12 protein-coding genes and 1 pseudogene are annotated in these 13,604 nt (G+C 41.7%); 1 reads left to right on the forward strand and 12 read right to left on the reverse strand.

Translation table 11 applies throughout. The features are described from left to right. The 9 genes and pseudogenes from JOD82_RS23480 to JOD82_RS23520 all read right to left on the reverse strand — a co-directional run. On the reverse strand, window positions 1–1,383 hold a 1,383-nt coding region (locus JOD82_RS23480), incomplete at its 3' end, for an SIR2 family protein (RefSeq protein WP_209950022.1). A 249-nt stretch (window positions 1,384–1,632) separates the two neighbouring features. After that, window positions 1,633–2,295 carry a competence protein CoiA family protein gene (locus tag JOD82_RS23485; protein WP_209950023.1) on the reverse strand — a complete coding sequence of 221 codons (663 nt, stop codon included), beginning with the start codon at window positions 2,293–2,295 and terminating at the stop codon, window positions 1,633–1,635. A 338-nt stretch (window positions 2,296–2,633) separates the two neighbouring features. Next, window positions 2,634–3,083: a hypothetical protein gene (locus JOD82_RS23490; RefSeq protein WP_209950024.1), complete on the reverse strand. Its 450-nt coding sequence runs from the start codon at window positions 3,081–3,083 to the stop codon at window positions 2,634–2,636. A gap of 244 nt (window positions 3,084–3,327) precedes the next feature. Beyond that, on the reverse strand, window positions 3,328–3,834 hold the full coding sequence (locus JOD82_RS23495; protein ID WP_209950025.1) for a BglII/BstYI family type II restriction endonuclease: 507 nt from the start codon (window positions 3,832–3,834) through the stop codon (window positions 3,328–3,330). A 181-nt stretch (window positions 3,835–4,015) separates the two neighbouring features. After that, on the reverse strand, window positions 4,016–4,474 hold the full coding sequence (locus tag JOD82_RS23500) for a hypothetical protein (protein ID WP_165178539.1): 459 nt from the start codon (window positions 4,472–4,474) through the stop codon (window positions 4,016–4,018). A 183-nt stretch (window positions 4,475–4,657) separates the two neighbouring features. Continuing rightward, window positions 4,658–5,431 carry a hypothetical protein gene (locus tag JOD82_RS23505; protein ID WP_209950026.1) on the reverse strand — a complete coding sequence of 258 codons (774 nt, stop codon included), beginning with the start codon at window positions 5,429–5,431 and terminating at the stop codon, window positions 4,658–4,660. Between the two features lie 228 nt (window positions 5,432–5,659). Further along, window positions 5,660–6,997: pseudogene (locus JOD82_RS23510) on the reverse strand (IS3 family transposase). A 224-nt stretch (window positions 6,998–7,221) separates the two neighbouring features. Then, window positions 7,222–7,548, reverse strand: a complete 327-nt coding sequence (locus JOD82_RS23515) for a nucleoside triphosphate pyrophosphohydrolase (protein ID WP_209950027.1) — start codon at window positions 7,546–7,548, stop codon at window positions 7,222–7,224. Between the two features lie 77 nt (window positions 7,549–7,625). Beyond that, window positions 7,626–8,165, reverse strand: coding sequence for a HEPN domain-containing protein (locus JOD82_RS23520; protein WP_209950028.1), 540 nt, complete (start codon window positions 8,163–8,165; stop codon window positions 7,626–7,628). 353 nt (window positions 8,166–8,518) lie between these two features. On the opposite strand from JOD82_RS23520, the gene JOD82_RS23525 reads away from it, so the two are divergent. Continuing rightward, complete coding sequence (locus JOD82_RS23525) at window positions 8,519–8,866, forward strand: helix-turn-helix domain-containing protein (RefSeq protein ID WP_029516129.1); 348 nt, start codon at window positions 8,519–8,521, stop codon at window positions 8,864–8,866. 41 nt (window positions 8,867–8,907) lie between these two features. Here JOD82_RS23525 and hcp read toward each other — a convergent pair whose 3' ends face one another. The 3 genes from hcp to JOD82_RS23540 form a co-directional block, all read right to left on the reverse strand. Beyond that, the gene (gene hcp, locus JOD82_RS23530; RefSeq protein WP_028543172.1) at window positions 8,908–10,200 is read right to left on the reverse strand and encodes a hydroxylamine reductase; all 1,293 of its coding nucleotides are present in this window, start codon (window positions 10,198–10,200) and stop codon (window positions 8,908–8,910) included. A gap of 145 nt (window positions 10,201–10,345) precedes the next feature. After that, window positions 10,346–11,647 carry a response regulator gene (locus JOD82_RS23535; protein ID WP_209950029.1) on the reverse strand — a complete coding sequence of 434 codons (1,302 nt, stop codon included), beginning with the start codon at window positions 11,645–11,647 and terminating at the stop codon, window positions 10,346–10,348. Next, window positions 11,598–13,598, reverse strand: a complete 2,001-nt coding sequence (locus tag JOD82_RS23540) for a cache domain-containing sensor histidine kinase (protein ID WP_209950030.1) — start codon at window positions 13,596–13,598, stop codon at window positions 11,598–11,600. Before JOD82_RS23540 ends, JOD82_RS23535 begins: the two co-directional genes overlap by 50 nt. Window positions 13,599–13,604: the final 6 nt, after the last annotated feature.

Genomic DNA, 13,604 nt, shown 5'->3' on the forward strand with positions numbered 1-13,604 from the left:
ATACGCTTCGTGCTTGTCCGGTTTGATTTCAACGGCCTTTTCGTATTTCTCAAAGGCTTGCTGATACAGTTTTTCTCCTTCTTCTCCTTCCTTGCTCTCTGCCAAATTCCTTAAAGCAATCCCCCAGTTGTAATACGCTTCGTGCTTGTCCGGTTTGATTTCAACGGCCTTTTCGTATTTCTCAAAGGCTTGCTGATACAGTTTTTCTCCTTCTTCTCCTTCCTTGCTCTTTGCCAAATTCCTTAAAGCAATCCCCCAGTTGTTATATAATCCTGATATTAAGTCATGAAGTGTATTATCATTAGTTTTTTTAACTTTCTCTTCTATACTCGATATTTTTTCTTTGTCATAATCTTTATCAATCATCAAATTAATTATTTCTTTTTTCAATTTATCTATTTCAAGCTCTATTAAGTTTGAATCTCTAATAACGTCCCCCAATTCATACTTTTGTATGGCTTCTGACACTTGTCTTTTTGCAATTTCTAAACGTTCTTTAACCCCTTGAAAATGCTCTTTTTCATCAATATCAACAATCTCTTGAAGCATTTCCTGTAAAGCAGTAAACGGTTTATCCACAATACGTGGTTGATCTAATCCCAATTCACTGTTGAGTTTCAACATAAATGAATCAGAGTCGTAGCCCTTTATTAAGAAAGCATTAATATGCGGATCGGAAATAAATTTCTCTACCTGAGGTTTTGGACTCTCGTCATTATATGTAATCCAATACAGACTATTGTCAAACCTTCCTAACTTTTTTATATGCTCAAAAACTGGATCTTCACCGCTATAACCGATAAAAATCCAAGGCCTTTCATTTTTAATACTATCAAAAATACGAGGAATTATAGTTTTTACTTTACTCATTTCCTCAGGCGTATTGAGTAACCATAGCCCATGACTTTGCCCATGAAGATAAACTACTGATTTTTCTTTAAATGTTGTCGTTGTTAGATCTTTCAGAATCGCCATATCGTATGTTGAAGGAAATATATTAAACATTGCTAACGCTCTCAACATCAGATTATCAAAGTTTACAGTTAGTATATAATCTATAAAACCTTCTTGTAATAATTGGGCCAAATATATATGTGTTACATTAATTTTCGCCTTATCAATGTATCCTTTCAATAGTTCATTTCGTTCGTGTGGCGTGAGACAATTCATCAAGCTTGCATATGTTCTTTGTTCTTCGTCTAAACCTTTAATAAAAGGACTATTTGGATGTTTATTCAATATATCATTAATAATTTCTTGTGTTAGCGGTATGTTACCAGAACGCGATGCTCCAGCACCTAAAAAGAATATAGGTTGAGGTTTATGGTTTTCCTTTGCTTCTTTCAACAAATATGCTAAATGCTCTATTGTCAACTCTTGCATCTAATACATTCTCCTTTAATGTTCAAAACACTGAACTTTTCGATTCAATTTATCAGAGTAATAAAACACTTTTAAATATTAGTTTTTTTGTAAATTTTAGGTTTCGTATAACACTCCTATATTCACGACGCCCAGCACATGCTGGGTGTGTCCGGCTGCCCCTCCCCAGAAATCCCTCTGCCGGACCAAGGGCGTATGCCCGCCGTGTGGATATGATGTTATGAGATGTGACCAGCATCCTTGAATAACTCAAGTCAGCTTCTTAGATATAAACTCTTTTGTAAATGCAAACCATTCAGGTTCTAGAGAATCATCAATTAAATATTCTACAATGCTGTTGTCATTACTAAGATATATCTTCCACAACTTTTGTTTCTTTCTTTTAGTGTCGTTCCATAGTTCATCAACATTTTTCACATTGGGATCAAAAACGAAATAAAAGTCCCTTTTCCTAAATTCACTATCTTTTTTTGAAAACTTCTCTCTACAGGTTAGGAGAATATAAGGAACATATGTAAATGTCAGTCCTTTATAATTCCAAACTCCTTTTGTATTTGCAAACTCAATCAATTCTCTGAATTCTTTAACAGTTAAACTTTCAGACATTCTTTTACATTTCTCATACAATAAATATGAGTATGAATTAATTAACAATTTAACAATTTTCGCATTCTCTAAATCAGTATCACTAGCATTTAACTGTTCAAATGGTCTATGATTTTCAACAATGGTAGGACATGGTGAGCCTTTTTTATGTGCAAAGTGTGTTCTTCTATCTTCAGATTTGTCTGCACGGAGATAGACGTTATCTCCACATACTTGACAAATTCCTTCTCTTCGATTACCACAGTTCTTCAACCAAACTTCTACTTCATAAAGTTTACCACTGACAGGATCAATTGCTGAATTCATTGAAAGCTCCTTTTTAATTATTCTGGTCATTTCTCATATCGTTTTGGTATTCGCGACGTCGGTTCCCTTTAGATAGCTCTTTTCTTAGGGGAATGGATGGATGTATCTGTCTGATTATTCTTCTTTGAAAGTGCCTCGGACAAATCAAGGACCATATGGCCCGCAGTGCGAATATTTTGTTATACGTAGTACACTACTTCAACGAGATTCTTGCGAAAATTCAAAAAAATCTTTCATTATCTCCTCAATATCAGCACTTCTTATCATTTGATTTAGTTTTTGAATAGCTGTTCGATACATTTCAAGCGCAAACACAGTTTCGGATACTAGTCAAAAACTTACTCATACAAAACAGTCTGCTCATCATAAGCAGGATAAAGTTCTAGTAAATATTGATAAAGTGTTTGTTTATGTCTGTCTGGTAATCCTTCAATTTCCTTTGCCTGTAAGTTGTGAGCAAAATCATTCCTCATTAACCGTATTATATTGCAATAGTTAAAAATCTTTGATGGACACAGAGCCAATGCTTTAGCTAATCCAATTTTCATTGAAAGCGAGAAATCTCTGTTTTCTTTTAATGCATTATATCCAGACATAAAATCTGAAAGATAGTTATCAATAGAGTTCTCAATGATAAGTGCGCCAGTTAATAATAAAAGTCTGTCATCCTTTAAAGGAATTATATGTACTAATGCTTCTAAGTTTTTTGAAGATATTTCTTTCTTTTTTTCTTCATCTAAACAACCACCATAATGGATGAGAGAAAACAGATTCCCCCATTGGACCAAATAAATTCGGGATATTTGGTGGTAGAATAAGTTGTGGCTTCTTAGTCATATATGATATCTCCTCAATAATTTTTTTAGTGTGTTGCGTATAACGTTCTTGTATTCACGATGCCAGGTGTGTCTGCTGAAATTCCTCTTCGAAACCCATCTCGCAGACCAAGGCTCCGTAAGGAGTCGAAGCTTGAAAATTATGTTATACGTAGCCCCTGTCATCTCGTTATAGTCCATGTTTACTCTTCCGTTTTTAAGCGTCTATACCTATAACATAAATAGGTACTTGTATTGCGCTCTTATAGTGAGGAAGATATTTAACCACCTTCTCAAATGATAGAGATCCATCCCAATTATGATTGTAGAGATTCTTCATTGTTCTCTGGAAATGCTTTGTTGTAACTATATAAATTCCTATATCAATTTTATTTAACCCCGAATACGAAGCAACTTGAAATTTCAATAAATCTATTCCAATAAAAGAAGCATGTCCAAATTGGACTTCAACCCCCAGTCGATTCTTTAGAAAATCCATTTTGGTTGCTGGATCTCCTGCTTCTTCAAATAGTGGTGGTTGGGAAATCCACATTCTTTCTTTGAATCTCACTTCTAATAATCTATTAAATCCTGGTCTGGATAAATACAATTCATCAAAATCACTTTGTAAGATTTCTTCTATTTCTTTCTTCAAACTCAAATTACTATTAAGTACTTCCTCGGCGAATCTATAAGAATATGTTTGTAATTTTAGATATGACAATCCTATCGTCTCCTTAAACGAATTAAAGTAAGAACAAGGGATACGTATAACGTTCCTGTATTCATGAACCCCGAAGGGTTGTCTGCTGAAATTCCTCTTCGAAATTCATCCCGCAGACCAAGGCTCCGTAAGGAGCCGCAGCTTGAATATTATGTTATAGGATGTGGCTGACTTCATCGAATTACTTAATAAATACGTTCGTGATATATGGCCCAAAAATGATCCCCAATAGTGTAGTAATAACACCAGCAGCTAAACCCAGAAAGAAGTTGAACCACCTTTCCGTTTTCTTTCCTCTTTCTAAGATAGTGTCCATATGATTGATAAGAGGTACGGCCTTACTATGTTCTATTTCAGTTAATTTGTTATATCTCTCGTATTCAGTTCTAAGGTAATTCAATTTTTCGGTTCGTTCTTTCAAAGTATCCTCCAATTCAAAAAGTAAATTTGAAGTTTCATGTAACGATTCGTATGCCTTCCGAATCTTTTTTTCTATTTCGATTCTTGATCCGTGTAGTTCTTTCATTATTGATTGATATACTTCATTTGTTATTGTTACTTGGAACCCCGGTAAATGTATTATTACCTTCATAAAATTAGTTAAAAATTCCCCTAACATAATTGCAATCTTTTTCTTCATTCTTTGTTATCGCCCTTTATATATTATTTACAGCCCATTTCCTATAACGTTCCCGTACTCACGACGTCCGACGTAGTCGGATGTGTCCGGCTGCCTCTGCTTCCCTGAAATCCCTCTGCCGGAACGAGGGCGCATGCCCGACGCGTGAATATAATGTTATCAGATGTAACCCCTTCTATAGAATCATAATACCATCTCTTCTTCCTCAGAATTGCAACCACATCCAATTGCTTGTCCAAAACATTTTGGACATTGCTCCCAGTCACATCCGAGCACATGAAATTCACCTTGTTTAACCATACAATCAGCACAAGTTTCCCTAGTATGTCTTAATCCTCGTTCATACTTCTCTTCACCGTATCTAATTCGAGGATACGCTTCGCCTTTTATCACATATTCTTCAATATATTTTGATTCTATAAAATCTTTTGGGAATAAGCGATGTACCTCTTCAGAGTTATAAATAAAAAAATCTTGTTTGAAGAAGGCCATCAATTCAGCTTCTTCTTCCCATAATCCTTCATCAATGAAATTATGTAATTCACCATCCAGAAATCTGTAATGAAATGAAGTTGCAAACTCAAATAACACTGAATACTTTGATTTTAGTTCTTGAACAGGTAAATCTACTTCAAAGTGCATCATTTGGTTTCTTAATGCTATAGCCTTTTTGATTTTTTGAACGTCATTCTTTTCAAGAGGTAGCTCAAGAATGTTAATCATTCTATCTAATGCCAATGAAAATGAAATAGTATTTTTAGGATTATCAATATTTTCATAAATCAGAAACTTATTTGAACGTCTAAGTTTCTCTTTAGTCATCAACTCAATTGACTGTACAATATTTATAAAAGCAATTTTCCACGCTCTAAAATCTTCTTCAGCATAACTGTAGTAAGAAAGTGAAGAATTTAAAAAATCGTATGCATTCTCAAGTAAATTCATTTTTAATCTCATTTGAAGTCCTCCTAGGTTAATTTCTGCTAACGTATTATTTACGAATTTCGTGAAAACAAGGAATATAATAAGTTAAATGAATCACCGTATTTGAAATAGTCCTTTTGAATCATGTTTATATTGTATCATCAAATGGAAGAATATTACGACTGATAACTATAGTTAAAAACAAAAAAATCCCTGCCTTCTATAAACTGTACCCTATGTAAAGGACTATTCTAAAAAAGACTAGTTTGCTTGAAGGAGATGATCTCTGTATTGTACAGGGGTCATCCTTTTTAAGTTCCATTGATATCTGTAATGGTTGTAGTAGGTCATATACGACTTGATTTCTCGTTTAACTTCGTCCAGGGTGGTACATGTTTTTAGGGATACCTCATCTTTTAAATGACCAAAGAATGATTCTTGTGGGGCGTTATCCCAGCAGTTTCCTCGCCTGGACATGGATTGTTTGAACCCCATGTGGTTCACCATCTTTTGAAAATCCGGATGCGTGTAGTGAGTCCCTTGATCGGAATGAATCAAAGCTTCTGAAGTCTTCTTAAAACTTCGATTCTTCTTTAATTTGAGCAACGTTTCCATCGCCAGATCCATGGTGATTCGCTCAGACACATGGTAAGCTAGAATTTCGTTTGTAGAACCATCCTTAATCGTGGATAAATATGCTCGTTGACCTTTCCCATAGACTAAGTAGGTAATATCGGTGAGCAACACTTTACCGGGCACTTCCTGTTTAAAGTTGCGCTTCAACAAGTTAGGTAGGGTCCGATGTTCCTGAGTCGCCTTCATCATTCGCTTGTATGGATTGGCTCTTCGGAAAGGACAGACCATGCCATATTTTTTCATGATCCTCCGTATTCTTTTCAGATTGTAAACCACCTGAAATTGTCCCTCTAGAATCATCTTGATGGAACGAGCTCCTCGCTTACGTTTTTTTGAAGTGGAATGCCTGGGTTATCGTATATTTAACCGCTTCATCGTGTTGTTCTTTTTGATCGCGCAGATTGATGGATGTAGAGGACCAGTAGCCATAATAGCCGCTCTTGGAGACGGCTGCAGTCTTACATAGATAGCCTACCATCCGCTTCAGCTTGTATTTCTGAATTACATCTTGAATTAGGATATATTTATGGCAAGGCGCCAGTTCTATCCCCTGTTTCCCAGCCTCCCTTCTGCCAGACGAATCTTTTTTAACAGTTCGTTTTCTGCCTTCAAGAGATGAATTTGTGCTTCAAGTCGTGCATTCTTTTCTTCCAAGGTGAGCTCTCGTTGCAGTGGTCTCCCCGAATACTTACCTCTCGTATCTTGTAAACCCAGGGTACCCTGTTCCCTGTAAGAGGCTCTCCACCTTTTCCCAGAAGATCCAATCCGCTTCATGCCGACGATCTGGACGTCAAATCCGCAGTCTTCGAAAATATCTCTTGGCAGTTTGCCTTGTTGATTAGATGCGATAAAGAGCTGTTTAAACTCTTCGGTATACGTAATTCCTTTAGAAGATACAGATTTCACATATGGGTTTGCGGAAAGCTGTTTTATTTCTTCTGCTGTGAACATTTTTTTACTCATCTGTATCCCCATCCCTGTCTTTTTCACGGTATACATAAAAAATACCCCATAGAGAGACTTTTTTGAAGTGTCTACTCTACAGGGTACAGTTTACTAAACAGAAGCTTTTTTGAATAATTGATTTACACGGGCATCCCATCAATGACATGTACGTAAGAATCGTCAAACGTTAACTATACATAATATATAAGAAAATAGGTTTATTCCATGTGTACCACTTGGCATTAAGCTTCGTCGACATCAATTAAGAACACCCGCTCTTGGAATCCGCCTCGGGCCTCGGCTTTGTCTGCCCACAGCTTGTCCAACTCGGGTACATTCGCCCCATGTACTTCTGCTAGTGCTCGGATGACTTCCAGCATATCCGCCAGCTCTTCTAGCGCTTCCTGATCTTTATTCGCTTCAAAATATTCCTCGGCTTCTTCACGAAGCTTCGTTCGCAGTGCCTGCTTATACTCCTCTGGGTCCAAAATGCGTGTCCGACATTCCTTGCCCTGAGACATAATGAGGTGCGGAATCCGATCCCGCACCAGTTTGTTGTATGTAGGCATATGAAATAACACCCTTTCTGATATGTGGAAGCGCAACCTTCATCCAACATCTTCCTTTTCTTCATTATATCATTATCTCAAAAAGAACCGGGTATTATTGATAAAAGATCTACCGATTCATTGAACGAATTTTCTTTATAAATAGATGGATACCGCTTAGACGGATCAGCTACGATCCGCTGTGACAGAGACTCTAGAATAGAGTCCGTTTTATAAAGCAACTTGTCTACTTCCTCCTGTCTCATCGTCTCCTCGGATGCTTCATCCTCTCCCGAAACCAGATAATGTACCGTACCGATAAACAGCACCATATCTAAATTGGGCTCAGCATCTGTGTGAATTAAAGGGAATAGGTCAGTCATGGATCGAATGTACGATGGAATGATTTGGTTTCGATGAACATACATGGCCTTAGCCATAGAAAACATCGCTCGATCACAAAGAATGAGGCAGTTTTGAAACTGATGATGGTCGCGCATCATCTGTGCAAGCTTGATCTGGTATTCGGCAAGCTTTTGAAAATCCATCATGCAATTGAATATGTAGGTGTCGCTGTACTTAGGCAATTTGAAATCAGAACCATTATGTAGTTGGGGACTTAAGGAGTAATGTTTCATGGGGAATCAACTCCTGAATTAAAATTTCATAAATAAGGGTTTTGCAAAATCCTGAAACAGATGTGAGCAACGTAGCACAAATATGTAACCATCAAGATGTATAATTTTCTAGCTACCGGACAAGCTTCCTAATAAATATTACTATATAGTAGTTTTTAATTCAATTTACTTACTAACACTTATTAATTAGATGTAACTCTTTCTCTACACTTCTAACTAGAGGATTTTGCAAAATCCAACAAGCGACTTCCAATAATAATATATAGGTCGTGATGATCTAGTTCGTCTATATATTGCACTTTGGAGCGATTGGAATCGATTTTGTAGAACCCTTACTATAGAGAGGTGTATTCATGTCAGAACTTTTGGAATTAGTCGGTACACGTATTCGAGATATTCGAAAGTCTAAAGGGCTTTCCCAAGAAGCTTTAGCCGAAAAAGCAGGATTCAATTCGAGTTATATTGGATTTATTGAGCGAGCGGAGAGAAATATATCTTTGAAAAATCTGGAGAAAATAGCGAAGGCATTGAACGTGGGCGTCTATCAGTTGCTTACATATGTGAAGGACAATGATGAGCTTACCGAAGAACATTCAAGTATAAAAACCATTTTAACTCTCCTAAGAACTCGTGAATCCAAAGATACTGAACTGGCATTAAAGATTCTTACGGACATCTTTATAAGAATCGATGAACGATGAAACAAAAAAGGAACTGCGCTTTGCAGTTCCCCACCAACCTCTTACGACAATGCCAACATCGCTTTCATATCTTCCTCTGCGGTCGTAATTAGCTTCAAGCCAAACATCTCCACTAGTACATCCAGCACGCCAGAAGAAATAAACTCAGGCGGCTTCGGCCCAATGCGAATATCCTGGATGCCAAGGCTGAACAAGCCCAGCAGGATGGCAACGGCTTTTTGCTCAAACCAGGACAACACAATGCTGACAGGCAGCTCGTTCACCGTACAACCGAATGCATCCGCTAATGCCAGAGCGATTTTCACAGTAGAACCCGAATTGTTGCATTGCCCCAAATCAATATAACGCGGAATTCCTGTATCTCCAACGGTTCCATAATCCACGTCATTGAAGCGGAATTTACCACAGGATGTGGTCAGAATGACCGTATCGTTCGGCAAGGATGTAGCCAGCTCGCGATAATAGTTGCCGCCTTTGCCTGGTGCGTCGCAGCCTGCGATGACGAAGAAACGGCGGATATGTCCGTCTTTAACGGCCTGAATAATCTCAGGAGCCAGCCCGATAACTGTCTCATGATGATATCCCGTTGTAAGCACCTGCTCTGAATCTACATCTGCGGCTGGCAGAGCCAACGCGCGCTCGATCAATGGTGAAAAGTCGTCGTCCATGATCTTGGCTACTCCCTCCAGCCCGGCTACTTCATAAGAGAAGAAGCGGTCTGCATACGTGCCTTTAATCGGCATAACACAGTTCGTCGTAGCCAGAATTGCGCCCGGGAACTCTTCGAACAGTCTACGCTGATCGTACCAGGCTTTACCGATATTCCCTTTGAGATGTGCATATTTCTTCAATGCCGGATAACCGTGAGCAGGCAGCATTTCCGAGTGAGTATAGATATTAATGCCCTTGCCCTCTGTCTGCCGCAGCAATTCCTCCAGCGCATACAGATTATGTCCGGTCACGACGATGCATTGGCCTTCGATTTTATTTTGGCTGACCGTAATCGGCTGCGGAATGCCAAAACGATCCGTATGCGCACGATCCAGCACATCCATGATCCGTACAGCCGCATTTCCGACCTTCATCGCCATTTCCAAATGCTCTTGTACATTAAAGTTAGAATTGGTTAAGGTCATATATAACGCTTCATGCGTGATGCGATCTACCTCAGGATCGGTATAGCCCAACTGGCGAGCATGTGTCGCATAGGCAGCAATCCCTTTTAATGCAAAAATCATCGTATCCTGCAAGCTCGCTATCGTCTCATCTTTCCCGCACACCCCAACTACTTTACACCCGCCACTCGGCGTCTGTTCACACTGATAACAAAACATATCGTTTTCCTCCAAATATTTATAGATATTTGTTCGTTATCCCCAGCGTAACAAACCCCTGAATGCGTAGGTGTGATTACACACACATTTTTTTAGCATTTATCATCATAGAACAGTGTAGGACAATTCCACATGCCAATCATTCCTACTCCAGCGAATTTTCCTGAATTCCCCCGCCTTTACGGTACTGCACAGGGGACACACCCATGGTCTTTTTAAAAGCGGTGCTAAAATAGTGCTGACTGTCGTAACCCGTACGTTCTGCTATATCATAGATAGACAACGTCGTGGAATCCAGTAGCTGCACTGCTTTACGGATACGGGCACGCGTGACGAGGGTCACGAAACTGTCGTTGAGCTCCTTTTTGAGCACACGGCTGAGATATACGGCGGATACCTGTAGCCGCGAGGCAAGGGCTTCCAGCGTCAACTCCCGATCGGCGTAACCTTCCTGAATGAGCTGCCGTGCCCGACGTACGATGGGAGACAGCTGCGATTCACCATACACTCGATCCCGACTCACCCGGTACGCGTCCATTACGCCTTCCAGCCCACCCGCGTTGGATTCCACATGCGTATGAACCGCTATATTCAGGTAGCGTCCAATCGCCTGCTCCATGGAAGCGCCAATCGTCTCGGGTGCCTCCTGCCACAGGCATATGCCGATCAGCCCGTTCGCATCGCGGAACAACACATGCGGTCGGTCCTCCAGCAGTTCGCCAATAATATTTTCAGCGGCAAAAAGAAACAACTGGCGGTCATTCTCGCGCATAATCGTCTGCCGGGCCTCTGCCGCAGGCCACCGTACGACACCGATCTGAGCAGGCGGCCGCGATGGAAGCCGTAAAAACGCCAATTGCTCCATGACGTCTTTTCCCGTGTGTTGCCCTTCCAGCCATTCCAGGCAAAACCGCTGGCGCAGCAGCGGAATATTCCGCTCAATCTGCCCGGCAGCTTGTTCTACATAGGCGGCACGCTTACGCTCTTCCTCGAGCCGCTGACCGAGCCGTGACAGCGCAGCGTGAAGCTGCTCAGCATCTACCGGCTTCAAAATATAATCCTCTACGCCAAGTCGGACAGCCTCCTGCGCATAAGCAAATTCATCATGCCCGGAAATGATTAGACAGCGGCACTCCGAACGTACCTCCCGCAGCCGACGAATCAGTTCAATCCCGTCCATGAACGGCATATTCATATCGACCAGCATGATGTCTATGCGAAGCTGACCCACCAGCTCCAGCGCTTCTTCACCATCCTCCGCCTCAGCTGCAACCTCCATGCCGAGTGCCGCCCAGTCTATGCAATCCCGTATCCCCTCTCGGATGATCGGCTCATCATCTGCGATCAATACTTGGTAACGCTGTGCTGTCCCTGTTATCACTTCCGTTATGGCCTGGTCAATCAGACTCACCGTCGTTGAGTTGTCTCTGCCCTTTGATTTCGTCATCCTGACCCTCTCCTTTTTCATGCGGCTTCTTCAGTTGCGCCATATCCAGCAGCAGCGGATGAATGATCGTCACGCAGGTGCCTGCTCCTTCTTTACTATCCAGTACAATTCCATATTCCTCACCAAAAGATAGCCGGATACGCGCTTGTACATTCAGCATGCCGTAGCTTCTACCATTTGTACTAGCCCCACTTTGCTTCTGCTGTCCTTCCATCGCCTCCAGCGGTATTTCCAGCAATTCACGCAGCTCACGCAGCCTTTCTGCCGCCATCCCTGCGCCATCATCACGCACCGTCAGCAGCAGCTTGTCGCCTTCAGCTTTAGCTTCTATCCAAATCGTGCCTGGGCCACGTCTGGCCTTGATGCCGTGATAAATCGCATTTTCCACTACAGGCTGAAGCATCAACTTCAACACGAACAGATCCTTTAGCTCGTCGGGTACATTCAACTCCCAGCGAAGTCGGTCACGATAGCGGGTTTGCTGGATTTGCATATAGCTAGATATATGCTCAATCTCGGAGCGCAGCGGAATAAAGTCATCCCCCTTGCTCAGCCCGAGACGAAACAATCTCGATAGCGCTCCTACCATGTCAGATACGTCGTCTACTCCATTTCTTCGGGCCATCCAATGAATCGTATCTAGCGTATTGTATAGAAAATGGGGCTTAATATGCTCCTGAAGGCTGCGTAGCTCGGCATCCCGTTTTTGCCGTTCTCTCAGTTCGCTAAGTGACATGAGACGGCGAATTTGCTCCAGCATCCGGTTAAAGCTCCGCCCCAGCATTCCGACTTCATCCCCACGGTCACTCCATTGGCGAACTGTAAGATCCCCTGTCTCTGCCGTCCGCATATAGGACATCAGCCGGAAAATTGGCTGCGCAATGGAACTCGACAATCGCAAGGATGCCGTTAAGCCAAATAGACATACAATGAAAACAAAACAGACGACATAGAACTGAATTTGCCGCACTTCCAGTGTAGATTCGCGTGCCGGGAATACCCCTACTGTTCTCCAGCCCGTGAATTCGGAAGCCCTGAACATGAACAGCAATTCTCTGCCCCCAGCTTCACGGGTAAACATCCCGCTGTCACCTGCCCCGAACCATTGCGGTGGAATGCGCTCAATCAAAGGCATATCCGGCCTGTACACGCTGCGTCCCTCAGCATCTGTCACCATTAAATAGCCACTTTTGCCCAAGGTTACATCTCTGGCGGCCTGCGACACAGCCCGTAGCTTGAGGTCAATCATTATCGCGCCTAGCACGCGTCCGGTTTCCGAATCCGTAACCGAACGAACGACGGAGACAATTTCACTGTCCTTGTACCGGACATGAGTGGTCACATTACGGTGGCTCGGCTGTCCTAGCACAGTGAATATGCCTGCATGCTGCGCCGCCTGTTGGTACCAATCTTCTTCCGTCAGGCTACGCGTGCTTCGAGCATACATTTCGTTGCTGATATAGTCGCCTTTTTCGTTCACGATCAGAATCCCTGCAATTTCAGGATATAACGTAGTATAGCCCTGCAAAAATTGCTTCATTTTATACAGCGTATCCTGCTCCTGTACAGAACTTAATGCCTGCTTGGAGCTGAGAGCCTGATTTTGCGCCGAGTTCTGAGTCTGCTCCCCCTGGTTTTCCGGTGTTATTACACTCGCATGACCTGCGTGGCCGTCAGCCAGCGTGTTCCCTTTCCAGAACTCCCCGATATCGGGGTTAAAAGCAATCAGATACGTCATGTTCTGCAAATTTTCCATTTTGGTGTCCAGTGCTTCATTTACCTTGCCAATCAACTGCATCGTATGGTCTTCCACCTGCCGCTCAATAATCCGTTCCACCGTCCAATTGACCAGCAGACCTAATCCCAGCGAAGGTACAATGCCAAACAACAGGAACAGAAGCATCAGCTGATAACGTAAGGGCATATTGCGCAAGCGTAACCGCGGCATCATGTGGTG

This window comes from Paenibacillus sp. 1182 (genome assembly GCF_017833915.1).
GTDB lineage: Bacteria > Bacillota > Bacilli > Paenibacillales > Paenibacillaceae > Paenibacillus > Paenibacillus polymyxa_D.

Coding starts and splice junctions, on each gene's coding strand:
- JOD82_RS23540 (WP_209950030.1), bottom strand. CDS start 13,598: ATGATGCCGCGGTTACGCTTGCGCAATATGCCCTTACGTTATCAGCTG.
- JOD82_RS23505 (WP_209950026.1), bottom strand. CDS start 5,431: ATGAGATTAAAAATGAATTTACTTGAGAATGCATACGATTTTTTAAAT.
- JOD82_RS23515 (WP_209950027.1), bottom strand. CDS start 7,548: ATGCCTACATACAACAAACTGGTGCGGGATCGGATTCCGCACCTCATT.
- JOD82_RS23485 (WP_209950023.1), bottom strand. CDS start 2,295: ATGAATTCAGCAATTGATCCTGTCAGTGGTAAACTTTATGAAGTAGAA.
- hcp (WP_028543172.1), bottom strand. CDS start 10,200: ATGTTTTGTTATCAGTGTGAACAGACGCCGAGTGGCGGGTGTAAAGTA.
- JOD82_RS23520 (WP_209950028.1), bottom strand. CDS start 8,165: ATGAAACATTACTCCTTAAGTCCCCAACTACATAATGGTTCTGATTTC.
- JOD82_RS23525 (WP_029516129.1), top strand. CDS start 8,519: ATGTCAGAACTTTTGGAATTAGTCGGTACACGTATTCGAGATATTCGA.
- JOD82_RS23535 (WP_209950029.1), bottom strand. CDS start 11,647: ATGACGAAATCAAAGGGCAGAGACAACTCAACGACGGTGAGTCTGATT.
- JOD82_RS23500 (WP_165178539.1), bottom strand. CDS start 4,474: ATGAAGAAAAAGATTGCAATTATGTTAGGGGAATTTTTAACTAATTTT.